The organism is Rhodoferax ferrireducens T118, from assembly GCF_000013605.1.
Lineage (GTDB): Bacteria > Pseudomonadota > Gammaproteobacteria > Burkholderiales > Burkholderiaceae_C > Rhodoferax > Rhodoferax ferrireducens.
Genome location: NC_007908.1, coordinates 462,225 through 487,198, shown reverse-complemented (window position 1 = coordinate 487,198; position 24,974 = coordinate 462,225). Strand labels below are relative to the sequence as shown.

The window sequence follows — 24,974 nt, the reverse complement described above, 5'->3', positions numbered from 1 at the left end:
TCATGTATAAATAAACAGTACGCACATACTTGGTGCATAAACCAGGGCGCAGCACCAATTCGCGCCAGCCCTTTTTTGAAGAGGAATCCTGATGAGCCTGTCTTTGGTGCAAAGCCGTGCGCTGCTGGGCCTGGACGCGTCGGCGGTCACGGTGGAGGTTCACCTGGCCAATGGCCTGCCCAGCTTCACGCTGGTCGGCTTGGCCGACGTTGAGGTGAAGGAGGCGCGCGAGCGGGTGCGCTCTGCGATTCAAAATTCCGGGCTGGAGTTTCCCCACAACAAGCGCATCACGGTCAATCTGGCGCCCGCCGACCTGCCCAAGGATTCGGGCCGCTTTGACTTGCCGATTGCGTTGGGCATTCTGGCCGCCAGTGGCCAGATCGATGCGGCCCGTCTGGCGGGCTATGAATTCGCCGGCGAGTTGTCGCTGTCGGGCGAGCTGCGCCCGGTGCGCGGCGCGCTGGCCATGAGCCTGGCTTTGCACGCCAGCCGGGTGGTGACGCAACTGGTGTTGCCGCCCGGCAGCGCCGAAGAAGCCGCGCTGGTGCCCGACGCCCAGGTCTATAGCGCCCGCCATCTGCTTGATGTGGTGCAGCATTTTTTGCCGCAGGACGACAACGCGCCGCCAGCGGAGCCCGCGGCGGGCTGGTCGCGGGTCACGGCCGCGCCCCAGCCCGAGCTGGTACGGTATCTGGATCTGGCCGATGTCAAAGGTCAACTGGGCGCCAAACGCGCCCTGGAGATTGCCGCTGCTGGCGGCCACAGTCTGTTGCTGATGGGGCCGCCCGGCTCGGGCAAGTCGATGCTGGCGCAACGCTTTGCCGGCCTGCTGCCCACCATGACGACCCTTGAGGCGCTGCAAAGCGCTGCCGTGGCCAGCCTGGGCGGGCGCTTTTCGCTGGACAAGTGGGCGCAGCGGCCCACTTGCAGCCCGCACCACACCGCCAGCGCCGTGGCACTGGTGGGCGGCGGTTCACCCCCGCGGCCCGGCGAAATTTCACTGGCGCACCATGGCGTGCTGTTCCTGGACGAATTGCCAGAATTCCCCCGTGCCGCGCTGGAGGCGCTGCGCGAACCGCTGGAGTCGGGGGTGATCACGATTTCGCGCGCGGCAAGGCGCGCCGAATTTCCGGCCCGCTTTCAGCTGATTGGCGCCATGAACCCCTGCCCTTGCGGCTATCTGGGATCAAAGCAAAAGGTCTGCCGCTGCACACCCGACCAGGTGGCGCGTTACCAGAGCAAGCTGAGCGGCCCGCTGGTGGATCGTATTGACCTGCATGTGGAAGTGCCGGCCTTGCCGGCGGCGGACTTGCTGCAGGCAGCAGCCGGTGAAGCCACCGCCGTCATCCGCGCGCGTTGCACGGCCGCGCGCGAGCGCGCCATGGCACGCCAGGGCAAGGCGAACCAGGCGCTGCAGGGACAGGAAATAGACCACTATTTGTTGCTTGACGATGCCGCCGCCAAGTTTCTCAACCTGGCGGCCGCGCGCCTGGGCTGGTCGGCCCGCAGCACACACCGGGCCCTTAAAGTGGCCCGCACCATCGCCGACCTGGCCGGGGCAAGCAGCACCCAGGTGACACACGTGGCCGAGGCGATGCAATACCGGCGTGCGCTGCGCGCCTAGGCCATCGCCTTGCGATTCATCAGGACCGCAAAAAGGCTGCTGACATCCACCGTCTGAATCAGCAATTGGCCGCCATTGGCCTTGATGAAATGTTTCACCAGCGCGCCGTCGGCCTGCCCGGTAAAGGGCGAGTGCATGATTTGGGACTGATTGAACGCCGGTACGTCGTGCAGCGCATCGACCAGCAGACCAATCGTTTGCCCGCCGTAGCGCACGATGATGACCTGGCTGCTTTTGTCGATGACGGAGGGTTGGCCGTGCAGCAGATAGCCCAGGTCAAAAACCCAGACCGAGCCATGGTTCACCGCTTCATGCTGCAGCCCCAGCAGGCCGATGCAGGCTTTGCGCTCGCCCCTGGACACGGTCGATATTTTTGCCGCGGGCAGCGCCTCCAGAACATGCTCGGCGGGCAAGGCGAACAGGGCGCCATCGACAAAGAACGTGGCGAATTCAAACCCCCCGATGGCGGTCAAATCCGATTGCAACACCGTGTGGCCCTGGTGGCCAACGCCCGGGCGCTCACGCACTTCACCGAAGGAATCAAACACAAGGGCCAACACATCTTCACGGTAGCCATCGGACACCTTGAATTCGCGGTAGCCGCTGGAGACGGTGCAACCCATGATCGCGTAATGACCGTCGTGGATCACGATGCGCGACGCGCTGCTGCCGTTGGGCAGCGCCAGCAAAGTCTGATCCATTTCCAATCTCGTTCCGACCGGGCGTGTCGGGTCCGTGCTGGCGATGACGCAGCCCCGTCGATCCACAAACAGGGCGTTCATCCCCGCCTTGTGGCCCAGGCCACTGCGCAGCATGGCATCGAGTTCAGGCTTTGAGTCGAACACGATGCCGATACCGCCGACCACGCTCGCATCGTCATTGGGGTCGCGGATGGCCGCGTGGTACACATAGGTGGGTCGGCCACCGTACAGTGGGCTGGGTGCAAACGGCGTCACGCAGTAATCCTGTTCACTGCGCAGCGCACGCACCTGCGCCAGCGTGTCGGCTTCGATGAAGGTCCCCAGCACCGTCCCGCCATCCTGGTCGGGCTGGGTGCTGGCGACAATGCAGCCGCTGGCGTCATAGACGAAGATGCAGGTGTAGACCGTGTACAGGCGGTTGATGTATTCCAGAATGCCGGTGATGCGCTCGACCATCTCGCCATCGCGCTGCGGCGCCGCCGGCGCCGCCAGCGCCGCCTGCAGCTCCGGCGTCAAGGCCCACCAGCGACAGTCGTCCGAGCGCTCGTACAGGTTGCGGTCCAGCAGATCGACCAGCAAGTGCGACACGAATTCCGAATCGCGCAGGCTGGACGCCAGCACCGTTTCATACAGATCGGCGATCGATTTTGAAAACAGCTCGTTGCTGCGCGCGCCGGTTTCACTGATCTGGTCCAGGATCGTCTTGAGTTTCATCTGTTCGCCGCGCTGGCCGGTTGTCATCACCTGCCCGTTCCACACCACGCGCTGGATGTTTTCAGCGGCGGCCATGATCTCGTAGAGCGGGGGCGAGAAGGATTGGGCGTGCGACAGCAAGCCGGCCGCAACACCGGGATCAAGCGTGGTCAGGGTGCTTCTGGCGCCGCCGGTGAAAGCCACGTCAACCGGAATCATGACCTGGCCTTGCCAGCCCGGCGGCCCGGGGTAGCCTTGGTAACCCCCGGCAGGGTAGGTTCGCACCAGGTATTCACGACCGGCAAACATCATCAGTGCCGGGTTTGAGGCGGTGTTGACCGGCACCACGGCACCGGGTGGAATCCACAAGGCATCCGCACTTTCAATCACGCGATTGCTACCGTCGAGCAGCATCATGTTGGAGCGCCCGGCCGGATCGCGATGCGACTGAAAGATGCCCGCCATTTCCTGCTCGAAGTTGAAACACAGACACAACACGCCGACGACCACGCCGGTGTCGGGATGCAGCATGCGGCGCGAATAAATCAGCGCCTGCTTTTTGGCCGGACGCAAATCCGTGGCGCGAAATGTTTCAACATACGTGTTGCTGGCCAGTGTCTGGGCCAGCAGCGGATCAACGCTGCCTTCCAGCGGCGTGGACTCGTCAATCTGCACCAGCACATTGCCGGCGGTATCGAGCAACATGATTTCGTCGTACACCGTGTATTTGTTGCGGTAGGCCCGCAGCCGCTGGCGAATGGCGCTCTGCTGGTCGGTCAGGCCGGCGACAAAGGCGCACAACTCGTTGTCGGTGGCCAGAAAACCCACATCGGCGGTGCGCTCGTACAGATTGCGCACCACGATATCGATCACATACTGGGCCTTGGTGCCGATCTCATCGAGCACCGTGGCAATTTTTTCGTTCACCAGACTGGCGACCAGCTCCTGCTCCAGGCGGTTGAAGCCTTCGCGCGTGGCCGCCATGGTCGGCAAAATGGTCTTCGCCTCGACCGGGCAGTTCATCTTGGCGGAGGATTCAATCATGCGCCACATCAGGTTCAGCTCGTGCAGCGATTGTTCGCAGCGGATCACGTCGCGCATGTAGGGCAGATAGGTGTCAATTTGAAGTGGGGCAGCCGTATGGGTCATGTTTTTTTAGCCTAGTCGCGGGTGGTTTGTGGATGAGCTGCCATCAGCTCGGGTACTGTTTTGGGTCGGCCCAATAGAAAACCCTGAATCAGGGTGCATCCGAATTGGCGCAAGAACAGGAGCTGCGCGTCGGTCTCGACCCCTTCGGCGATGACCTGCAGCTTCATGTGGCGCCCCAGGTCCAGAATGGTGCGCACGATCGCGGCATCGCCACGGTCATCGGGCAGGCCGCTGACAAAGGAGCGGTCAATTTTCAAAGAGGAGATCGGCAACATCTTCATGCGCGACAGCGATGAATGCCCCATCCCGAAATCGTCCAGGCTGACCTTGCAGCCCAGTTGCCGCAAGGCCACCATGACGGGAATGACCTTGTCGGGCTGCTTCATCACCAGGCCCTCGGTCAGCTCCAGGCAGAGGTGGCGCGGCGCCACCCCGCACGCCTGCAGCACGGCCATCAATTCGCCGGGCAAATTGGGATTGACAAACTCGGGCGCCGCCATGTTGACGTTGACCTGCAAGTCGGTGAAGCCAGCGCGATGCAACTGCGCCAGATCATGGCAGGCCTGCTTGACCACCCAGCGGCCGATCTGCACGATCAGGCCGCTCTGCTCCGCCACCGGAATGAAGAGATCGGGCGGCACCACGTCGCCGCCGGGCCGGCGCCAGCGAATCAGTGCCTCGACCGCGACCATGTGCTCGGCGTCACGGCCAAAAACCGGCTGGTACGCCAGAAAGAATTCATGGTTCACCAGCGCACGCTGCAACTCGGCTTCCATCGTCAGTTGCCTGGCCAGCGCAGAGCGCTGCTCAGCCAGGGTACCGGACGTGCCGCTGGAGAAAAAACTCAAGCCGTTGCGGCCGCCGTGTTTGCGCCGGTACATGGCGGCGTCGGCGCAGCGCATGAGTTCCGAGCCGGTCCAGCCGTCGTCGGGGAAAATGCTGATCCCCACGCTGGCCGACATCGTCAATTCCTGCCGCTCGAACAGAAACGGCTGGCGCGCGGCCAGCAGCACCCGCTCACCCAGGGCCTGCAGTTGCGCGGCCGAGCCGGCGGGTGTCACCAGAAGGGCAAACTCGTCGCCTCCCAGCCGGCCCAGCGCAGACCCGGCCGGTCCAAGTCGCTGCAAGCGCTGTGCGAATTCATGCAGGACCAGATTGCCGGCTTCGTGGCCGAAGGCATCGTTGATTTGCTTGAAGCGGTCGAGGTCGATATTCAGGACGGCAAACGAGGTGCTCGATGCGGTGGCGCTCAGGCACGCCGCATCCAGCAGATGATGGAAGTGTTTGCGGTTGGCCAGTCCGGTCAGGTCGTCGACCTGCGCCAGCTGCCGGATGAGTTCCTGCTGCTCCAGGCGCTGCACCGTCTGCGCAATCAGTTCGCCGATGGTCGCGGCCAGGCCCGGCAATTGAGCCTCGCGCTGGCGCGACAGGCTGCTGTAGAACTCCAGCACGCCATGGCTGTGACGGCGTCCGCCCACCGTGACATAAGAAACCGCAAAGGCGTAGCCAGACTGCAAACCACACGCATGGGCACTTTTGCGCCGCACAAAGTCCTGGTCGTTGACCATGTCCTCCACCCAGGCCGGCTGCATCGTGCGCCAGACGTTGCCGACCAGGTCTTCGCCCGGCGCCAGGCGAATGGCGGCCGTGTCCGCGATGAACGATGCCAGTGGACAGTCCGGTTGATGCCACTCATGCTGGCAAGCCAGCCGATGCTCACCCATCTGCGACTGCTCCAGCGACCAGTAGGCGCCGCACTCCCAGCCCAGGTTGTCGCAGACCAGTTGAATCACCTTGGTCACGGCCTCCCCCAGCGTGGGGGTGCCGATCAGAAACTGGGTCGATTCAAAACAAAAGCGCTCCCGCATCGCGGCCAGCCGGGACGAGGTGACATCGACCACGACGCCGGTCTGCAGCGCTTGCCCGGGCGCAAGGTGGGGCTCCGAGACCATGCGCAACCAGCGCAAGCCGTCAAACTCGTTAATGATGCGAAACTCGCACGCGATGGCCTGACCCGGCTCGCGCAGGCCGGCCATCAGGCGCAGGACATCGTCGGGTACCACCTGCTCAAAACAGCTGTGCCCCGTGGGATGAAGCCCGGCGCCGACATCCAGCAGGCTCGCCGCCCCGGTCGACAACACCCATTGGCCGGTCTGTGGCTCGCACCACCAGCGGCCGAACAAGCCCAGTTTTTCAGCGGTATCGGGCAAATTGGCCTGCACCAGCGCCGGCCCCAGTTCCCGGCTCGGGTCCGGGTCATGCGCGGCCAGGGTATCGGGACAGTACGACAAGGAATGGTCACACATGGTTTTAGCTATTCTTGAGTCGGGACAAGTGCCTCATGCAATTCTTATGCCCGGTCCACTCTGCCTTCAATGAACTGCGGCAGGCCGGTGGCCCCGGTTGGCGCCTTAAACTCCATGCCATCCCAATTCAAAAATGGTGGTCCCTCATGCAGCATGTCGTGTTCAACCAAAAAGGTGGCGTGGGCAAGTCCACCATCACCTGCAATCTGGCCGCCATCAGTGCCTGGCAGGGCTTGCGCACCCTGGTGATCGACCTGGACGCGCAGGGCAACTCCACCCGCTACCTGCTGGGCGCCGACGCGCCAGACGAGCTGCCCAATGTGGCGGAGTTCTTTGATCAGAGTTTGAAGTTCACTATTCGCGACAAGCCGCCGGGCGATTTCATCGTCAATAGCCCCTGGGAGGGGCTGGACCTGATGGCATCCAACCCGCTGCTCGATGAATTACATGGCAAGCTGGAATCACGCCACAAGATTTACAAGCTGCGCGATGCGCTGCTGCAGTTGGCCGACGATTACGACCAGATCTACATCGACACGCCACCGGCGCTGAACTTCTACACCCGCTCGGCCCTGATGGCGGCGCAGGGTTGCCTGATTCCGTTTGATTGCGATGATTTCTCGCGCCGGGCGCTTTACACGCTGCTGGAAAACGTGGCCGAGATCAAGGCCGACCACAATGCCGACCTGCAGGTCGAGGGCATCATCGTGAACCAGTTTCAGCCACGCGCCAACTTGCCGCAGCGCCTGGTGCAGGAGTTGATCGACGAAGGCCTGCCGGTGTTGCAGCCCTACCTGAGCTCGTCGGTCAAGATTCGGGAGTCGCACGAGCAGTCTTCACCGATGATCTTTCTGGAGCCCAACCACAAGCTCACGCTGGAATTTGTGGCCTTGCACGACGCCCTGCTCTAACTCGCACCTGGCCGCCACAACTCACCCCATCCATTGGCAAGTCCTGAATTCATTGCTGCATAGGCTTATTCGATGCTGGCTAGAGCCGAATTTGGCATATATATCTGATCAACCCATGCAAGCGCCGCCCCCCATTAACCTGCGCCTGGTCGGCTGGCTGTCGCTGGCGCAGTTGATCAGCTGGGGCAGCATCTTCTACACCTTCGCACTGGTCATGGCGCCGGTGGAGCGTGACCTGGGTCTGAGCCGGGCCGAGTCGTCGCTGGCGTTCAGCCTGGCCTTGCTGGTCGAGGGCCTGCTGGCGTACCCGGTGGGCCGCTGGATTGACCGCGGCCATGAGCGCATCGTCATGACGGGTGGCTCGGTGCTGGCCGGTGTTTGCCTGCTGCTGCAGGGCAGCGTCACCGGCATGGTCGGGTTTTATGCGGTCTGGGCCGGGCTGGGTGCGGCGATGGCAGCCGTTTTGTATGCGCCCGCCTTTGCCGTGGTGACGCGCCGCTTCCCCCTTGATTTTCGCCGCGCCATCATCCTCATGACTTTTTTGGGTGGCCTGGCCAGCACCGTGTTCATCCCGCTCACCGCCTGGCTGATGGCCCTGTGGGGCTGGCGCCACGCGTTCATCGCCCTGGCGGCGTTGCATCTGCTGGTGTGTGCGCCGCTGCACGCGCTGGCGCTGCGCGGGGCGCCGCGTCCGAGCCCCCGCGTGGCCGCCGCTGACCCGCAGACGGTCAAAGGCGTGACCGATTTCATTTTCAGTGCCCCGTTTTTGCTGATTGGGGTGTTTGTCGTGCTGCTGATGGCGGTGACGGTGGCGCTGCCTGCGCACATGGTGAGTCTGCTGCGCGAGAACGGCTTGCGCGAGGTCTGGGTCATCGCCATTCCGGCCGGCATCGGTGTCATTCAGGTCCTGGGCCGGCTGCTGCTCTACTTTTTTGAGCACCACGTCGACCCGCATCTGGCGAACCGGCTGATTCCGTGCCTGATTCCGCTCGGGCTGCTGGCCTTGCTGGCGGCGCCCCTGTCCGCTGACGGGCAAGTGGGGGCCGTGCTGCTGTTTGTGCTGCTCTACGGTCTGGGCAACGGCATGCTCACGATTGTGAAAGGGACGGCCATCGCGCAGTACGTGAACCGTGACCATGTGGCCACGCTCAATGGCGCGCTGGGCCTGCCGCTGGCGCTGGCGCGCGCGGCAGCGCCTTTGCTGCTGGGTTTGTTGTGGACGGCGCAGGCGGGCTACACCCACGGCCTGTGGTTGTTGCTCGCGCTCAGCGTGCTGGGGGTGGGCGCCTTGATGCTGGCGCAGCAGTTGGCGCTGCGCTCGCGCTAAGAATCACAGATTGGGCGCCAGCAGCCGCTGCAGCGCTTTTTCATCCATGCCACGGCGCATCGCCAAGTCTTTGAGCTGGTCGTCGCCAATCTTGCCGACGCTGAAATAGGTGCTGTCCGGGTGGCCGATGTAGAAGCCACTGACGCTGGCGGCTGGCGTCATGGCCAAACTCTCGGTCACACCCATGCCAATGTCGCCGCACTGCAGCAGCTCGAACATGTCTTTCTTCACGCTGTGGTCCGGACAGGCCGGGTAGCCCGGCGCCGGGCGGATGCCTTGGTACTTTTCCGCGATCAAATCTTTGGCAGGCAGGGCTTCATCAGGCGCATAACCCCACAGGTCGGTGCGCACTTTTTTGTGCAGACACTCGGCAAAGGCTTCGGCCAGCCGGTCGGCCAGGGACTTGAGCAGGATGGCGCTGTAGTCGTCGTGCGCGGCCAGAAACTGCGCTTCTTTCTTCTCGATGCCGATACCCGCGGTCACAGCGAAGACGCCGATGTAGTCCCGGATGCTCGCCTGCGCGGGAATCACGGTCTCGGCATTCCCTGGCTTATTTAAGCCTTTTTGGCCTGTAGCCCCCGTCTTCATTGCATCAGAAGCTATATTTTCAGTAGCAATTTTGGGTGCCACAAAATCAGCCAGGCAGCGGCTCGGGCGCATCACACCGTCAATTTCTTCCTTGGCCGCCTGCTGGCGCAGGCCGTACCAGGTCATGGCCACGGTGCTGCGGGTCTCATCCGTGTAGAGCTCGATGTCGTCGTCGTTGACGGTGTTGGCGGGGTACAGGCCCAGCACGCCGTTGGCGGTGAGCCAGCGGCCTTCGATGATTTTTTTCAGCATCGCCTGGCCATCGGCATAGATTTTTTTGGCCTCAACGCCCACGACCTCATCGTCCAGAATCGCCGGGAATGGTCCGGCCAGGTCCCAGGTCTGGAAGAACGGGCCCCAGTCGATAAAGCCCGCCAACTCGCCCAGGTCAAAGTTCTTGAAGACACGTCGGCCAATGAACTTCGGCGTGGTTGGCTGGTAAGCGGACCAGTCCACTGGCGTCTTGTTGGCGCGCGCCTTGGCCAGCGGCCACAGCGGGATTTGCTTCTTGTTGGCGTGCTGCTGGCGCACGCGCTCGTAATCGGTGTTGAGCTCGGCCACAAAGCCGCTGGCGGCATCGCCCAACAGGTTTTGCACCACGCCCACGCTGCGCGAGGCATCGGGCACATAGACCACGGGGCCCGCGTAGTGGGGCGCCACCTTGACGGCAGTGTGGACCCGGCTGGTGGTGGCACCACCAATCAGCAGCGGGATTTTTTTGATGCGAAAGTAGTCGTCCTTCTGCATCTCGCCGGCCACATAGGCCATCTCTTCCAGGCTGGGCGTGATCAGTCCCGACAGGCCAATGATGTCCGCGCCCTCTACCTTGGCGCGCGCCAGAATCTCGTGACAGGGCACCATCACACCCATGTTGACCACGTCAAAGTTGTTGCACTGCAAGACCACGGTGACGATGTTTTTCCCAATGTCATGCACGTCGCCCTTGACGGTGGCGATGATGATCTTGCCTTTGGTCGCGACGTCGCGACCGGCCGCTTCATCGAGCCGCTTTTCTTCTTCAATGTAGGGAATCAAATGCGCCACGGCTTGCTTCATCACGCGTGCGCTTTTCACCACCTGCGGCAAGAACATCTTGCCCTGGCCAAACAGGTCGCCGACGATGCTCATGCCCGCCATCAGCGGGCCTTCAATCACATGCAGCGGCCGCCCGCCCTTGGCGAGGATGGCTTGGTAGGCTTCTTCGGTGTCAGGGACGATGAAATCGGTGATGCCGTGCACCATCGCGTGGGAGAGGCGCTGCTCCACGCTCACCGGGTGCTCCGGCGTGCCGCGCCATTCGAGCTTTTTGCTCTCGTCCTTGGCCCCGCTCTTGGCCGTTTCGGCAATCTCGACCAGGCGCTCACCCGCATCTGGCCTGCGGTTCAGCACCACGTCTTCCACGCGCTCGCGCAGCTCCGGCTCCAGGTCATCGTAGACGCCGACCATGCCGGCGTTGACGATGCCCATGTCCATGCCGGCCTTGATGGCGTGGTACAGAAACACGGTGTGAATCGCTTCGCGCACCGGGTCGTTGCCCCGGAAGCTGAAAGACACGTTGCTGACACCGCCAGACACCTTGGCACCGGGCAGATGCTGCTTGATCCAGCGCGTGGCGTTGATGAAATCGACCGCGTAGTTGTTGTGCTCTTCAATGCCGGTGGCGATGGCGAAGATGTTGGGATCGAAGATGATGTCTTCCGGCGGAAAACCCACCTCATCGACCAGGATGCGGTAGGCGCGCTCGCAAATGCCGATCTTGCGCTCGTAAGTGTCGGCTTGGCCCTGCTCGTCAAACGCCATCACCACGGCAGCGGCTCCGTAGCGGCGCAGCAGCTTGGCCTGATGTTTGAAAGCGTCCACGCCTTCTTTCATGCTGATGGAGTTGACCACCGGTTTGCCCTGCACGCAGCGCAGGCCGGCCTCGATGACACTCCATTTGCTGGAGTCAATCATGACCGGAACCCTTGAAATATCGGGCTCTGACGCTATCAAATTCAAGAATTTCACCATGGCCGCCTGGCTGTCGAGCATGGCCTCGTCCATGTTGATGTCGATGATCTGGGCGCCGTTCTCGACCTGCTGGCGCGCCACGCTCAGGGCCTGGTCAAACTCGCCGTTCAAAATCATGCGGGCAAAGGCCTTGGAGCCAGTCACATTGGTGCGCTCGCCGATGTTGACAAACGAAGCGATGGGGGACAGATCTTCTGCTCTGTCCCCGGCTGATGGGGAGGGTGCATCGGCTGACAGCGCAAGGCCAATCGTCAACGGCTCCAGGCCGGACAACTTCATGGAGGGGGCAATAATTTCGGACATGCAACTCACCTGTAGCTAAATGGATCAGGTGAGCGTCGTTGGGGTCATCCAAGCCTGACCGGCCATGTGGCCGACTGCAACGCTCCTTGGAAGAAATGAATTTTAAGGGCTAAGCAGTCCGGATATTGCAGCAGGGGTTTGTCGTCACGCTGCTCAGCCGCCCGCGCAATGTCAACGGACTCATGAAAGCCGTCACAGCAGTCATTGGAGTTGATGAAAAATTGACGGCCAATGACAGGATTTGGGTACTTGGGCCAAGCTCACGAAGCCAAACGCCCACGTTGCATGGAGGCGCGGGACCGGGCCATCCTTCGACAGCCCAGCCTGCGCGTCATAACGCGCCCTACATGGTTTTATATTTTGGCGCGGCGGCGTACAAAAGCCAGGCCAGCGAGCCCCAGGCCCAGCAGCGCAAGTGACATCGGTTCGGGAACCTGCGCGAATGTGGCGTCAACCTGCACGGCGGCACCGTGGTTGTAGCCCCACTGTAGATAGTTATCTATGGCGGTGAACGCAATGAGATTGTCGCCAATGACCAGGTGCGAGGTGATGTCAGCAAATGAGTTATTGGCAAATCCGTTGTGATCACTAACCACAAGGTTGCCGTTCACATAGATATCTCCGTCGTCGTCAAAGCCATTGTTGAGGACTGCAGACAAAGGAAGGGCGCTGAGATTAAAGATACCTCTGGCCCAAATCTGGGTCTCGCTCTGGGAAAATTGCCCGCCCCCACTCCAAATGACTTTCGCCACGTAACCTGGCCAAGGGGAAAGTTCAGTCGCGGATGCCCACCCAGAATCGTTGAAGATTGCATTGCCATTCCAGCCGCTTGGTCCGAGGTCGCCTGCCGTGACTTTCCAAGATGCATCTGTCGCCGTCAGCACAGTGGCCGAACTTGAAGGGGCGACACCCAGCAAGCCCAGGAATAGCGCCGCAACACAGCCCATTGTCTTCATACTGTGCGCGAAGGTGCACCTTGCGAAATTCAGCTTCATGATATTTCTCCAGAGAAAATGAAGAACAACAGCACATCTGCTATTCATTTAGCAATGCAGACCGCTGTCGCGTGTCGCAGGTGCATTTTCATCAACAAGCATAATTCTTGCCATCATTCGTAACCTGTTGATATTTGTTACTTATTTCCTCGTTTTGTTGTCAGTCTACAAGCGGGTGTAAATTTTCTCGACAGGATGCAAGCCGTATGGGGCGCAGAAATACGAAGGGTTGTCGGATGCCCGCCCGTGGCGGCGTGCGATAGGCGACCCGATCACCGTCAAAGGGTGGGCGTCGTACAACCCTAAGCGAAAGCGGCCATTGGAGCAAGTCGATCGACCTTCCTCGTGCCTGCCAACGTGGTGCTATCTGACGCTGCAACAGGCAGTTTGTTGCAGCAATGGAGTGAGGCTTGGGATTGCAGCCTGCGCCAGCTACGCGGAGATTCGACCGAAGGGGCGCGCGGACGAAGGATTACCGAAATGCACGCGCAGAAACGGCAGCGTGGCCTCAAGCACTTCCGGCGCGACCGGCGTTGTGGCGTTGTAGTCGAGGTAGATTAGCTGGTTCATTTGACCAGCCCCCGGAATCAACGCGGTTCGTGTCACGGGGTGCTCCTTAAAAAACCAGGACCTTGTCACTCCACTGCGTCCATGCGGCAAGCTCGTCCATCGAGCTGCGGGAAGCGCCCTTGACCAAGTCAGTTTCACTGATGCCGCGCGCGTCAATGCAACTGCCGCAGACACCAATCGCGCCGCCGGCGCGCTCAATCATGCCCAGCATGTCGCCAAGGTTGTAGTAGCCCTGGGGCACCTTCTGCCCGGCCTTGGCGCAGGCGGCGGCATCTCCGATCAGGAACAGCTTGACTTCGGCGTCGCCCGCCTTCAGCAGGGAACGCGCCAGACGCAGGCCGTTGTAGCTTCGTTCGGTGCCGTAGGGCGGATCGTTAAGAATGAAAAGATACTTGACCATGTCATTGGCCTCCTGGTTTGATGGTCGACTGCAAAGGGTTGAAGTTTTTGCGGACCGGCTCCTGAGGGGTGATGCCGGTTCTTGGCTGGCTTGGCTCCCCTGCAGAGGCCTGGACCGGGAGTCCGGCAGCCTGCCACTCGCTGACGCCGTCAAGTATCTTGCGTACCCGATAGCCCTTGGCTGCAAGCAGAACGACAGCTTCGTCGGACAGCAAACAGAAGGGTCCGCGGCAATAGGCCACGATGTCCTTGTCGAAGGGCAGTTCCGCGAGCCGTTTTTCGATCTCGGCCATCGGCATCGAGCGGGCAAAAGGCAGGTGCGCCGCCTCGTACTCGGCTAGCGGCCGAACGTCGATGACAACGACATCGCCCCGCCTGGCCTGTTCCAGCAGTGCTTCTCGGCCGACTGAGGCGAGCCTGGCCGGATCGGCCACCATCTGATCCAACGCCAACCTCAGTTCCAGCAAGTGCTCCTCGGCGACCTCCCGCAATGTCACCAGCAAGCCAGCCACGTCACCACCCGTCAGCCGGTAGACCACATACTTGCCGTCGCGACGAGAGGTGACCAAGCGAGCATCCCGCAAGGCCTTCAGGTGCGCGCTGATGAGCTTGATGTCGGCCGACAACTCGGTCGCCATGACGTCAACCGTTTTTTCCCCCTGCGCCAGCAACTCCAGCAACTCCAGCCGTTTCGGGCTGGAAACCGCCTTGCCGATGCGTGCGACTTGTTCGTAGAGCAAGTCTTTTAGCGTTCTTTGATTCATTCGTACATTCTAACAATTAAGAGAATGATTGAGAATAAGCTGACCTGTTTGCATCTATAAGCACCGGGGCCTGTACCAACCCGCCGGAGCCCGGCGCCGAACTGAAGGACGGCTGTCAACAAAGACCTTTGATATTTCGCAACACCCATAGCAAAAACTGCTTGCAACTGCGCATTTTTAAGCGTAGGTTGAGGTGTGGGATGTGCTGACTTACAGCCAATGCCTGAACCGGTTGGCCTACCCACGCTTCAGTAGGAGTCTTTATGTCAACCCTGCATTTTCCAAAAAGCTTTGAGCATTTCAGCGGTAGCATCAAGAAAACGGATCCGGCCGCGTGGGTTGTGTTGGCCTTGGCGATCGCTTCTTTGGCCGTGCTTTATGCGGTGATCTATTTCCGTTGAGGCCCCGCGATTTTCTGTTGCCCACCCGAAGGCCGCCATGCTGGGCCATTGCGGCAGTACATCAAAGCGAATAATCTATCGGCTGGCTGTACACCGGATCGGCATGCCAGGCCCAGTAGGTCTGTACCAGGCGCTGCGTGATCGGCCCCGGACGGCCATCACCAACCGGACGTTTGTCCACCCGGCTCACGGGCAGTACACCACCGCCCGAGGTGGAGATGAACACCTCCTCGGCTCCACGCAACTCATCGGCGGGCAAGGCACGCAGTTGTGTCTCCAGCCCCAGAGCGCGCGCCATCTCGATGACGGTGCGACGCGACACCCCTTCAAGCATGCCCTCGCTGGGCGTCACAAGCGCGCCGTGGCTGACACAAAACACGTTGAACCCGGGTCCCTCGACCACGTTCCCGACTGAGTCGACCAGCACAACACTGTCGGCCCCGGCGTCCAGCGCCCCCAGCAGTCCCATCGTCAAGTCGTTCCAGTGGTAGTTCTTGGCCGAAGGGTCCACGGAGGTCGCAGGAATACGTTGCACGTCGCTGATCATCAGGTGCAGTCCCGCTTCACGCTGCTGGGCATTGGCAAGCCAGACATAGGGCACCGCAAAGGCATAGAACTGATTGACGGCCAGGCGTGGGTCGCGCGATCCCCAAGGCGGCTGGCCCCGGGTGCAGATCATCTCGACATAAGAGGCGCGAAGCCCGCTCAGGCGCACGCATTGCGACAACACGCCGGTGATTTGCCCGGGCGTCAGCCCCGGGTCAAGCCGCCAGCGTTGGCAGCTGCGCATGAAGCGCTCCAGATGGGCGTCCAGGCGAAAAAAGGAACCATCCCACACCGTCACCACGTCATAGGTGGCGTCAGAGCGCAGGAAACCCCAGTCAGTTATCGGAATGCTTGCTTCACCAATGGGGACGTACTGCCCACGTACAAAGGCGACGCCTTTGGAAAGATCGGGTGCTGGCATCGGTCAACTCCTTGGTAACCCGTCAAGCCGCCTCTGGGTAAAACACATTCCTCTGCAGCACGCGCCCCGCCAGCGGAGCCACTTTGTCGTGAATGGCCCCAATGTGCTCCGGCGTGGTGCCGCAGCAGCCACCCACGATGTTGACCAGGCCCTCGGCGGCAAACTCGCCAATCAGGCGGCTGGTGTCGGCCGGGGTTTCGTCAAAGCCGGTGTCGCTCATCGGGTTGGGCAGGCCGGCATTGGGGTAGCAGCTGATGAAGGTGTCGGGCGCGGCCTTGGCCAACTCCTGGATGTAGGGGCGCATCAGCGCGGCCCCCAGGGCGCAGTTCAGACCCACGGCCAAGGGCTGCGCGTGACGCACGCTGTGCCAGAACGCGGTGACGGTCTGGCCGCTCAAAATGCGCCCGGACGCATCCGTCACCGTGCCGCTGATGATGATGGGCAGCTGCTGCCCACTGGCCTCAAAAAATTCATCGATGGCGAACAGCGCCGCCTTGGCGTTGAGGGTGTCAAAAATGGTTTCCACCAGCAGCGCATCGGCGCCGCCCTGCACCAGCGCTTCAACCTGTTCGTAATAGGCGGCGCGCAGTTGCTCAAAAGTCACATTGCGGGCGCCGGGATCGTTCACGTCCGGGCTGATGCTGGCGGTCTTGGGTGTCGGGCCCAGGGCACCGAGCACAAAACGCGGTTTGTCGGGGGTTGAAAATTTGTCGCAGGCGGCTCTGGCCAGCTTGGCCGAGGCCAGGTTCATCTCAAACGCCAGGTCGGCCATGTCGTAGTCGGCCTGGGCCACCCGGGTGGCGCCAAAGGTGTTGGTCTCGATCATGTCGGCGCCGGCGGCCAGATAGCGCTCATGGATGTCGGTGATGACGTCCGGGCGCGTCAGGCTCAGCAGCTCGTTGTTGCCCTTGACGTCTTTGTGGAAGTCCTTGAAGCGCTCGCCCCGGTACTGGGCTTCACCCAGCTTGAAGCGCTGGATCATGGTGCCCATGGCGCCGTCGAGCACCATGATGCGGTGTTGCAGAATCTCGGGCAGCTTTTGTCCGCGGGTGTAGTGGAGTGCTTTCATAGCTGCGTATTGTAGAAAGCCGGGGGCTGGGCTGTGCGGGATGGGACAATGGCCGCAACAGGGGCCGGTGATTTTCGGGCTTCACCGAGAAATATATGCCAAATTGGCCTCTAACCCACATCCGATATACGTAAGCAGCTATTTATTCAGTAGCATTTGATTTTGTCCATTCACCTGATCCTGCAAGAAGTCTTTGGCTACGACGCGTTCCGTGGCCCCCAGCAAGCCATCATCGAGCACGTGGTGGCGGGCGGCGACGCCTTGGTGCTGATGCCCACCGGCGGCGGCAAATCGCTGTGTTACCAGATTCCGGCGATCGCGCGCGAACAAGCCGGCCAGGGCATCACGGTCGTGATCTCGCCGCTGATCGCGCTGATGCACGACCAGGTCGGTGCGTTGCATGAGGCCGGCATCAAAGCCGAGTTTCTCAACTCCACCTTGTCGGGCGAGCAGGCGACGCAGGTGGAGCGACGGTTGCTGCGCGGCGACATCACCCTGCTCTACGCGGCGCCCGAGCGCGTCACGACACCGCGTTTTCTGGCGCAGCTTGATTCGCTGTACGAGCGCGGCAAACTGAGCCTGTTTGCCATCGACGAGGCGCACTGCGTGAGCCAGTGGGGCCACGACTTCCGGCCTGAATACCGCGCTTTGACCGTGTTGCATGAGCGTTATGGCAGCGTGCCGCGCATCGCGCTGACGGCCACGGCCGACGCACTGACCCGCGCCGACATTGTGGAGCGGCTGCAGTTGCAGGACGCGCGCCTGTTTATCAGCAGCTTTGACCGCCCCAACATCAGTTACACCATCGTCGAGAAGCGAGATGCCACGCAGCAGTTGCTGCGTTTCATCACCAGTGAGCACATGGGCGATGCTGGTATCGTTTATTGTCAGTCGCGTAAACGGGTGGAAGACATTGCCAATCTGTTGTGCGACGAAGGCATTGCCGCGCTGCCCTACCACGCCGGACTGGAAGCCAAGGTGCGCCAAGCGAACCAGGACCAGTTTCTGCGCAGCGAGGGCATTGTGATGGTGGCGACCATCGCCTTCGGCATGGGCATCGACAAGCCCGATGTGCGTTTTGTCGCGCACCTGGACATGCCGAAAAACATCGAGGGCTATTACCAGGAAACCGGCCGCGCCGGGCGCGATGGCCAAGCCGCGCAAGCCTGGATGTGCTACGGCCTGCAAGACGTGGTCAACCAGCGCCGCATGATCGACGAGAGCCCGGCCGGCGAAGAATTCAAACAGGGCCTGCGCGGCAAACTCGATGCGCTGCTGGGTCTGGCCGAGGCCACCGATTGCCGCCGTGTGCGCCTGCTGCACTACTTTGACGAAGAGAGCAAAGCCTGCGGCAATTGCGACAACTGCCTGCACCCACCCGCCGTGTGGGACGGCACCGACGCGGCGCGCAAGCTGCTCAGCACCATCTACCGCGTGCAGCAGATGGGCGGCAGTTATGGCGCGGTGCACATCATGGATATTTTGCGCGGCAAAAGCACCGAGAAGGTGACGCAGCGCGGCCATGAAACCCTGAGTACCTTTGGCATTGGCGCGGACTTGAGCGAAGTGCAACTGCGCGGCGTGCTGCGCCAGCTGATTGCCATCGGCGCCGTGGCGGTCGATGCCCAGGCCTTCAATACCCTGCAACTCACCGATGCCTCACGCGCCGTGCTCAGGGGCGAGGTGCCGGTGCAGTTGCGCGCCTCGGTATCGAGCCCGGCCGAGCGCAAGGCCAAACGCAGCAGCGCGGTCCACGCCGGCAGCGTCGGCAAAACGCCCATCGCGCTGGATGCCGCGGCGCAGACCCGCTACACCGCCCTGAAAGCCTGGCGCGGCGAAGTGGCCAAAGAACACAACCTGCCGGCCTATGTGATTTTTCACGATGCCACGCTGGCGGCCATCGCCGAGCGCGCGCCGCTGTCGCTCGATGATCTGCAAGGCATCAGCGGCATTGGCGCGAAAAAGCTGGAGGCTTATGGTGAAGAGGTGCTGCGCGTGATGGTGAGCGTGTGAGCGACACAGGTGACCGAACCTGACTGCGCTCACCTCTACAATTTGACCGCAAGCACGGCGCCAAGGTGTGCGTTATTGGCGGGTGTGTGCAATGCAACCATTTCAACAGGGAAGGTTTGTGATGCCAATTCTCGCTAAGCCCATGCGCCCAGCCCTGGTTGGCATCGTCGTCTTCCTGCTCGCGGGCCTGGTGGCTGGTGGCCTGGTCTATCGCTCGGAGCAGCACCGCCGGCAGCTGGCGCAGTCCCGTGCGCTGGCCATGGCCGCCGACCATGCGCAGTCCTTGCAACAAAATCTGCAGCAAGCCTTGGGTCCGGCGCAATTCGAGCAGGTGGTGGCACGCGGCTATGACTATGTGCTGTGGCGCATCGATCCGGCCAGCCAACAGCGCCAGATCATCGCCCAGTCAGCCAAAGTCCCGCTTGACGCCGTTGATTTTGAATTGAAAGTTCCCAACGCCAAGTGGACCCTCAGCGTGGCGCCCACGACGGGTTGGGCAGACCCGCAGGGCCTGAGCCTGAAAGTCGCGCTGGCGGCGCTGTTCAGTGTGCTGCTGGCTTACAGTGCGAAGCAGGCGGGTGCCGCCAGAGTCCGCGCGAACGAACTTCAAGTCGACGTCAATGCGCAGGCAGTAGAACTCGTGGCGCTCAACCAGCGGTTGCAGAGCACGCTCGACGCACTGCCCGATCTACTCTTTGAAACGGACATGGACGGTCGCTATCTGGCCTACCATTCGCCGCGCTCTGAGCTGCTGGGCAAGACGCTGCATCGGGTGTTGCCGGTTGCGGTGGCAGATATTTGCCTGGCGGCGGTGCATGAAGCCAATGCAGTCGGCTACTCGCACGGCAAGCAGATCCAGCTAGCCCTGCCGGACGGCGCGCATTGGTTCGAGCTCTCCGCTTCACGCAAGCCCGGCCTGCCAGGTGATGCGCCGACTTTCATTGTGCTGTCGCGCGACATCACCGAGCGCAAGAAGGCTGAAATCAAAATTGAGCGCCTGACCAAGCTTTATGCGGCCCTGAGCCAATGCAACCAGGCCATCGTCCGCTGCAGCGATGCCAGTGAATTGTTCCCGATCATTTGCCGGGATGCCGTTAATTTTGGCGGCATGAAAATGGCCTGGATCGGCATGCTCGATGAGGCTGACCAGTTGATCAAACCGGCGGCCTCATTCGGCAGCGGTGTCGAGTACCTGGAGGGGATAGAAATTTCAGTTGATCTGAGCGGCGACAAGGGTCGCGGCCCCACCGGCACATCAATTCGTGAAGACCGGCCGTTTTGGTGCCAGGACTTCCAGCACGATGACGCCACCGCAGCTTGGCATGAACGCGGCGAGCGCTTCGGCTGGGGCGCCTCGGCGTCGCTGCCCTTGCACCTGAAAGACCGGGTGATCGGCGCCTTCACACTGTATGCGGGTGAAGCGTGTGCCTTTGACGAAGCAGCGCAAAACCTGTTGCTTGAAATGGCGCTTGACATCAGCTTTGCGCTGGACCGCTTTGCCGACGAACGTGAGCGCAAGATCATGCAGGACGATTTACGCGACAGCGAGGAGCGCTATCGCAAAGCGTTCCAGACCAGTCCGGATGCGGTCAATATCACCCGGCTGGTGGATGGTCTCTACGTCGATGTGAACACGGGTTTTGAGCGCATCACCGGCTGGCGGCACGACGAGGTGGTGGGCAAAACCGCCACCGAACTCAATCTCTGGGGCAACCCGGCAGACCGGATGCGGCTGGTTGACGCATTGCAGTCCGAAGGACGTTGCAACAATCTTGAGGCCACTTTCGTCAAGAAAAATGGCGACATCTTTCACGGCTTGATGTCAGCGGAAAAAGTCCGCTTCAAAGACGTTGACTGCATTCTCTCCATCACGCGCGACATCACCGAGAAGAAGCTGGCCGAGGCGCAGATTCAACAGTTGGCCCATTTTGATCAACTGACCGGCCTGCCCAACCGCAGTCAACTCCATGATCGCTTCCGGTACGCGCTCAGCCTGGCGCAGCGCCACGGCGACCAGTTGGCCATCATGTTTCTCGACTTGGACCACTTCAAGAATATCAACGACACCTTGGGGCATAGCGTTGGTGATCAACTGCTGGTGGACGTCTCGCGCCGACTCAAGGCCGCGCTGCGGGAAGAAGACAGCTTGTCGCGGCTGGGGGGCGATGAATTTATTCTGTTGCTACCGGGCACTGATGAAGCGCAGGCCAGTCAAGTCGCGACGAAGTTGCTTGCCGCCGTAGCGCAGCCGTGCCAGATTGAACAGAATGAATTGGTGAGCACGGTGTCGATTGGTATCGCCCTTTATCCCAATGACGGACAGGATTTTGAAACCCTGTCAAAAAACGCCGACGCCGCCATGTATCGCGTCAAGCAAGCCTCGCGCAACGATTTCCGCTTTTTCACGCAGGAGATGCAGACCCATTCGGCGCGCACCCTGCAATTGGTCAACGCCCTGCGCCATGCCCTGCCCCGGCATGAATTTGAGCTGCATTTTCAGCCGCAGGTCGCCTTGCAGGATGGTCATATTGTGGGCGCCGAAGCCCTGCTGCGCTGGCGCCATCCCGAGCTCGGCATGATCTCGCCGGCGGAGTTCATCCCGATTGCCGAAGACAGTGGGCAGATCCTGGCGATTGGCGAGTGGGTGCTGCGCACCGCCGTCAGGCAATTGAAGCAGTGGCTGGATGCCGGGCTGCGGCCCATGGTGATCGCGGTCAACCTGTCAGCGGTGCAGTTTCGCCATCCGAACCTGATGGCCCTGGTGACGCGCATCCTCGACGAGGCCGCGCTGCCCCCCGAATTTCTGGAGCTGGAGCTGACGGAGGCCGCCGCGATGGACGATCCGCCGGCCGCCATCGCGATCATGAACAAGCTCGACGAACACGGCATCCGCATGTCGATTGACGACTTTGGCACCGGCTACTCGAGCCTGAGCTACCTGAAGAAATTCAAGGTCAACAAGCTCAAGATCGATCAGTCTTTTGTACGCGACATCAGCGATGATCCGGATGACAAGGCGATCGTCACCGCGATCATCAATCTGGCCAGCAGTTTGGGCATGCACACCATTGCCGAGGGGGTGGAAACGGCCAGTCAACTGGCCTTTTTGCGCTTGCAGGGATGTGATGAGGTGCAGGGTTATTACGTCAGCAAGCCGCTACCTAAAGATCAATTCGAAGCGTTCGTGCGTAATAGCATCAGCTGACGGTTTGCGTGTCTTTCCATTTTTCAATCATGGCTGATTGACTTTCCGAGCTCAGTTGGGCCAGGCATCAAGGGCATGGGCGCGAAGAAGCGGCCTCTCAATAAATCTCTGCCGCGATGGTGCGCAGGTGTTGCAACAGCAGCTTGGCCCCGGGTGACAACAATTGATCGCGCCGCGCGATGACGCCAAAACTGTCCATCTTGCAGGGAAGCTCAATGGGCAGAATGGCCAGCTCGCTGCATCGGACGTAATAGCGGGCAACCTCCAGTGGCATCACATGCAGGAAATCGGTTTGCTGCAGCAGGCTGGTGATCACTGAAATGGCCGTGGCCTCCACCACGTTGGCGGGCGTCTCCAGCTCAATACGACGAAACATCATGTCGAACCGGTGGCGCAGAATGCTGCCGCGCGGCGACAGTATCCAGCCGGCAGCGGCCAGATCGTTCAAACCGAGATCGCTGCGCGCCAGCAAGGGATGCCCAACGCGCGCGACGGCGCACTCGGTTTCCTCCGATAAGTCCTCATACAAAAGGTCCAGATCATCTTCCTGCTCCCGAATGCGGGCGATCAGGAAATCGAGTTGACCGCGCTTCAGGCGTTCCACCAGCTCATTGCTGGTACCGACCTCAACGCCGATACACAGGCGCGGGGCCTCCTGCTTGGTGCGCGCGATCGCCTGCGGTACCAGTGTCGTGGAGGGTGTGATGATCACGCCGATGTCAACCTGGCCTGACAGGCCGGCTTGCAACGTGGCAATCGAATCCTGACCTTGTGACAGATTGGTGAGTGCCATCCGGACATGGCGGATCATGGTTTCGCCATACAGCGTTGGCCGCACGCCGCGCGGCAGCCGGTCAAAAAACGGCACGCCAAAGAGTTCCTCAATGTCTTTGAGCATCTTCGACGCGGCGGGCTGGCTCATATTGGTTTCTTTGGCCGCTTGATGAAGATTACGTGCCTCGTCCAGCGCGAGCAACAGAAACATCTGGCGTGTTTTGAGCTTGGTCCGCGTCCGCCGCGCGGCGTCAGGGTCATGGTCATTCATGGGTCTGGAGGTGTCAGTGGCGGGGTACTCAGCGCTCATCCGGATTGTCGTTTGATTGATATAAAAAATAATATCGGTTTCGCATATTAATTCATTTGTTTTGTATTTCGACCGCACCTAAGATGGCGTCGATTGCAACCCAAAAGATTGAAGGAGACTCGGATGTCCACCCCGCCCAAACGTGTATTGCGGTCCGCCGCCTGGTTCGGAGCAGCCGACAAAAATGGCTTCATGTACCGCAGTTGGATGAAGAACCAGGGCATTCCGGATCATGAGTTTCAGGGCAAGCCGATCATTGGCATCTGCAACACCTGGTCTGAACTGACACCCTGCAACGCGCACTTTCGCAAGATTGCCGAGCACGTGAAGCGCGGCATCTCCGAGGCCGGCGGCTTCCCGGTCGAATTCCCGGTGTTCTCCAACGGTGAGTCCAATTTGCGCCCCACCGCCATGCTGACGCGCAACCTGGCCAGCATGGATGTCGAGGAATCCATTCGCGGCAACCCGATGGATGCCGTGGTGCTGCTGGTGGGCTGCGACAAGACCACACCCGCGCTGCTGATGGGCGCTGCCAGCTGCGACATCCCGACCATCGTCGTGACCGGCGGCCCGATGCTGAACGGCAAGCATGAAGGCCGTGACATCGGCTCCGGCACGGTGGTCTGGCAGCTGCACGAAGCGGTCAAGGCGGGGAAAATCTCGCTCAATGAGTTCATGTCGGCCGAAGCCGGCATGTCGCGCTCGGCCGGCACCTGCAACACCATGGGCACCGCCTCCACCATGGCCTGCATGGCCGAGGCGCTGGGCACCTCGCTACCGCACAACGCCGCCATTCCGGCCGTGGATGCGCGCCGCTACGTGCTGGCCCACATGTCGGGCATGCGCATTGTGGACATGGTGTGGGAGGACCTGAAGTTGTCCAAAATCCTGACGCGCGAAGCGTTTGAAAACGCCATTCGTGTCAATGCAGCCGTGGGCGGCTCCACCAACGCGGCCATTCACCTCAAGGCCATTGCCGCTCGCATCGGCGTGCCGCTGGAACTCGACGACTGGACCACCGTGGGCAAGGGCACACCGACGCTGGTGGACCTGCAGCCGTCAGGCCGTTTCCTGATGGAAGATTTCTATTACGCGGGCGGCCTCCCCGCTGTGTTGCGCCGCATGGGCGAGGGCGGCCTGTTGCCGCACAAGGATGCGCTGACGGTCAACGGCAAGTCCATCTGGGAAAACGTGCTGGACGCCCCGATCCACAACCCGGAAGTGATCCGGCCGCTCGACAAGCCGCTGGTCGCGGATGGCAGCATCTGCGTGCTGCGCGGCAATCTGGCGCCGCGCGGCGCCGTGCTGAAGCCGTCAGCGGCCACGCCCGCGCTGATGAAACACCGCGGCAAGGCAGTCGTCTTCGAGGATATTGACCACTACAAGGCCCGCATCGGCGACCCGGACCTGGAGATCGATGCCGATTCGGTGATGGTGCTCAAGAACTGCGGCCCCAAGGGCTACCCCGGCATGGCCGAAGTGGGGAACATGGGCCTGCCGCCCAAGCTGCTGGCGCAAGGCATCACCGACATGGTTCGCATCTCGGATGCCCGCATGAGCGGCACGGCCTACGGTACCGTGGTGTTGCATGTGGCGCCGGAAGCGGCTGCCGGCGGGCCGCTGGCGATCGTGCGCGATGGCGACTGGATCGCACTCGACAGTTACGCGGGCAAGCTGGACCTGGAGATCAGTGAGGCTGAGATCGCGCAGCGCCAGGCCGAGCTGCAGGCCAAGCCCGCAGCGCCGGCCAAGGGCGGCTACCAGCAGTTGTACATCGACCGGGTGCTGCAGGCCGACGAAGGCTGCGATTTCGATTTTCTGGTCGGCTGTCGCGGCGCCGAGGTGCCCAGACATTCGCACTGAGCCCGCGCCTTGCGCGATTCTGAAAGACCCGT

Annotated in this window: 17 protein-coding genes and 1 riboswitch; of the genes, 7 read left to right on the top strand and 10 right to left on the bottom strand. The window is 61.5% G+C overall.

Annotated features, from left to right (window positions below; genetic code table 11):
* The first annotated feature begins 91 nt into the window (after positions 1-91).
* Entirely contained in the window at positions 92-1,624 is a 1,533-nt protein-coding gene (locus RFER_RS02345; protein ID WP_011462796.1) for a YifB family Mg chelatase-like AAA ATPase, read from the top strand.
* On the opposite strand, the gene RFER_RS02340 is transcribed toward RFER_RS02345, so the two are convergent.
* Together RFER_RS02340 and RFER_RS02335 are read right to left on the bottom strand one after the other, a co-directional pair.
* The gene (locus tag RFER_RS02340; RefSeq protein ID WP_011462795.1) at positions 1,621-4,167 is read right to left on the bottom strand and encodes a chemotaxis protein CheW; all 2,547 of its coding nucleotides are present in this window, start codon (positions 4,165-4,167) and stop codon (positions 1,621-1,623) included. The genes RFER_RS02345 and RFER_RS02340 overlap by 4 nt on opposite strands.
* Positions 4,168-4,178: 11 nt before the next feature.
* Entirely contained in the window at positions 4,179-6,473 is a 2,295-nt protein-coding gene (locus RFER_RS02335; RefSeq protein ID WP_011462794.1) for a putative bifunctional diguanylate cyclase/phosphodiesterase, read from the bottom strand.
* A gap of 146 nt (positions 6,474-6,619) precedes the next feature.
* Between RFER_RS02335 and RFER_RS02330 the strand changes: the two genes are divergently transcribed.
* A complete protein-coding gene (locus RFER_RS02330; protein ID WP_011462793.1) occupies positions 6,620-7,384 on the top strand; it encodes a ParA family protein in 765 nt (254 codons plus the stop codon).
* A 115-nt stretch (positions 7,385-7,499) separates the two neighbouring features.
* Positions 7,500-8,711 carry an MFS transporter gene (locus tag RFER_RS02325; protein ID WP_011462792.1) on the top strand — a complete coding sequence of 404 codons (1,212 nt, stop codon included), beginning with the start codon at positions 7,500-7,502 and terminating at the stop codon, positions 8,709-8,711.
* 3 nt (positions 8,712-8,714) lie between these two features.
* On the opposite strand, the gene RFER_RS02320 is transcribed toward RFER_RS02325, so the two are convergent.
* The 5 genes from RFER_RS02320 to RFER_RS02305 all read right to left on the bottom strand — a co-directional run bounded on the left by RFER_RS02320 (position 8,715) and on the right by RFER_RS02305 (position 14,340).
* Positions 8,715-11,612, bottom strand: coding sequence for a vitamin B12 dependent-methionine synthase activation domain-containing protein (locus tag RFER_RS02320; RefSeq protein WP_011462791.1), 2,898 nt, complete (start codon positions 11,610-11,612; stop codon positions 8,715-8,717).
* Positions 11,613-11,635: 23 nt separating this feature from the next.
* Positions 11,636-11,706: riboswitch (S-adenosyl-L-homocysteine riboswitch) on the bottom strand.
* 259 nt (positions 11,707-11,965) lie between these two features.
* Positions 11,966-12,607, bottom strand: a complete 642-nt coding sequence (locus RFER_RS24425; protein ID WP_011462790.1) for a PEP-CTERM sorting domain-containing protein — start codon at positions 12,605-12,607, stop codon at positions 11,966-11,968.
* A gap of 432 nt (positions 12,608-13,039) precedes the next feature.
* Complete coding sequence (locus RFER_RS23880) at positions 13,040-13,213, bottom strand: hypothetical protein (RefSeq protein WP_244095786.1); 174 nt, start codon at positions 13,211-13,213, stop codon at positions 13,040-13,042.
* 10 nt (positions 13,214-13,223) lie between these two features.
* On the bottom strand, positions 13,224-13,577 hold the full coding sequence (locus RFER_RS02310) for a DsrE/DsrF/TusD sulfur relay family protein (protein WP_011462788.1): 354 nt from the start codon (positions 13,575-13,577) through the stop codon (positions 13,224-13,226).
* A 1-nt stretch (position 13,578) separates the two neighbouring features.
* The gene (locus RFER_RS02305) at positions 13,579-14,340 is read right to left on the bottom strand and encodes an ArsR/SmtB family transcription factor (RefSeq protein ID WP_011462787.1); all 762 of its coding nucleotides are present in this window, start codon (positions 14,338-14,340) and stop codon (positions 13,579-13,581) included.
* A 263-nt stretch (positions 14,341-14,603) separates the two neighbouring features.
* On the opposite strand from RFER_RS02305, the gene RFER_RS23875 reads away from it, so the two are divergent.
* Complete coding sequence (locus RFER_RS23875; RefSeq protein ID WP_166485637.1) at positions 14,604-14,741, top strand: hypothetical protein; 138 nt, start codon at positions 14,604-14,606, stop codon at positions 14,739-14,741.
* Positions 14,742-14,802: 61 nt separating this feature from the next.
* On the opposite strand, the gene RFER_RS02300 is transcribed toward RFER_RS23875, so the two are convergent.
* Both RFER_RS02300 and RFER_RS02295 read right to left on the bottom strand, forming a co-directional pair.
* Positions 14,803-15,708, bottom strand: coding sequence for an aminotransferase class IV (locus tag RFER_RS02300; RefSeq protein ID WP_011462786.1), 906 nt, complete (start codon positions 15,706-15,708; stop codon positions 14,803-14,805).
* 22 nt (positions 15,709-15,730) lie between these two features.
* The gene (locus RFER_RS02295) at positions 15,731-16,777 is read right to left on the bottom strand and encodes a homocysteine S-methyltransferase family protein (RefSeq protein ID WP_011462785.1); all 1,047 of its coding nucleotides are present in this window, start codon (positions 16,775-16,777) and stop codon (positions 15,731-15,733) included.
* A gap of 156 nt (positions 16,778-16,933) precedes the next feature.
* Between RFER_RS02295 and recQ the strand changes: the two genes are divergently transcribed.
* Complete coding sequence (recQ, locus tag RFER_RS02290; protein ID WP_011462784.1) at positions 16,934-18,790, top strand: DNA helicase RecQ; 1,857 nt, start codon at positions 16,934-16,936, stop codon at positions 18,788-18,790.
* A gap of 121 nt (positions 18,791-18,911) precedes the next feature.
* On the top strand, positions 18,912-21,995 hold the full coding sequence (locus tag RFER_RS02285; RefSeq protein WP_244095785.1) for a sensor domain-containing protein: 3,084 nt from the start codon (positions 18,912-18,914) through the stop codon (positions 21,993-21,995).
* A 97-nt stretch (positions 21,996-22,092) separates the two neighbouring features.
* Here RFER_RS02285 and RFER_RS02280 read toward each other — a convergent pair whose 3' ends face one another.
* The gene (locus RFER_RS02280; RefSeq protein WP_041791289.1) at positions 22,093-23,040 is read right to left on the bottom strand and encodes a LysR family transcriptional regulator; all 948 of its coding nucleotides are present in this window, start codon (positions 23,038-23,040) and stop codon (positions 22,093-22,095) included.
* 162 nt (positions 23,041-23,202) lie between these two features.
* Between RFER_RS02280 and RFER_RS02275 the strand changes: the two genes are divergently transcribed.
* Positions 23,203-24,942, top strand: a complete 1,740-nt coding sequence (locus tag RFER_RS02275; RefSeq protein WP_011462781.1) for an IlvD/Edd family dehydratase — start codon at positions 23,203-23,205, stop codon at positions 24,940-24,942.
* The last annotated feature ends 32 nt before the right edge of the window (positions 24,943-24,974 follow it).

What these genes read in the sequence shown, in the direction of transcription:
- RFER_RS02345 (WP_011462796.1), top strand. Translation starts at nt 92, where the DNA reads ATGAGCCTGTCTTTGGTGCAAAGCCGTGCGCTGCTGGGCCTGGACGCG.
- RFER_RS02340 (WP_011462795.1), bottom strand. Translation starts at nt 4,167, where the DNA reads ATGACCCATACGGCTGCCCCACTTCAAATTGACACCTATCTGCCCTAC.
- RFER_RS02335 (WP_011462794.1), bottom strand. Translation starts at nt 6,473, where the DNA reads ATGTGTGACCATTCCTTGTCGTACTGTCCCGATACCCTGGCCGCGCAT.
- RFER_RS02330 (WP_011462793.1), top strand. Translation starts at nt 6,620, where the DNA reads ATGCAGCATGTCGTGTTCAACCAAAAAGGTGGCGTGGGCAAGTCCACC.
- RFER_RS02325 (WP_011462792.1), top strand. Translation starts at nt 7,500, where the DNA reads ATGCAAGCGCCGCCCCCCATTAACCTGCGCCTGGTCGGCTGGCTGTCG.
- RFER_RS02320 (WP_011462791.1), bottom strand. Translation starts at nt 11,612, where the DNA reads ATGTCCGAAATTATTGCCCCCTCCATGAAGTTGTCCGGCCTGGAGCCG.
- RFER_RS24425 (WP_011462790.1), bottom strand. Translation starts at nt 12,607, where the DNA reads ATGAAGCTGAATTTCGCAAGGTGCACCTTCGCGCACAGTATGAAGACA.
- RFER_RS02310 (WP_011462788.1), bottom strand. Translation starts at nt 13,577, where the DNA reads ATGGTCAAGTATCTTTTCATTCTTAACGATCCGCCCTACGGCACCGAA.
- RFER_RS02305 (WP_011462787.1), bottom strand. Translation starts at nt 14,340, where the DNA reads ATGAATCAAAGAACGCTAAAAGACTTGCTCTACGAACAAGTCGCACGC.
- RFER_RS23875 (WP_166485637.1), top strand. Translation starts at nt 14,604, where the DNA reads ATGTCAACCCTGCATTTTCCAAAAAGCTTTGAGCATTTCAGCGGTAGC.
- RFER_RS02300 (WP_011462786.1), bottom strand. Translation starts at nt 15,708, where the DNA reads ATGCCAGCACCCGATCTTTCCAAAGGCGTCGCCTTTGTACGTGGGCAG.
- RFER_RS02295 (WP_011462785.1), bottom strand. Translation starts at nt 16,777, where the DNA reads ATGAAAGCACTCCACTACACCCGCGGACAAAAGCTGCCCGAGATTCTG.
- RFER_RS02285 (WP_244095785.1), top strand. Translation starts at nt 18,912, where the DNA reads ATGCCAATTCTCGCTAAGCCCATGCGCCCAGCCCTGGTTGGCATCGTC.
- RFER_RS02280 (WP_041791289.1), bottom strand. Translation starts at nt 23,040, where the DNA reads ATGAATGACCATGACCCTGACGCCGCGCGGCGGACGCGGACCAAGCTC.
- RFER_RS02275 (WP_011462781.1), top strand. Translation starts at nt 23,203, where the DNA reads ATGTCCACCCCGCCCAAACGTGTATTGCGGTCCGCCGCCTGGTTCGGA.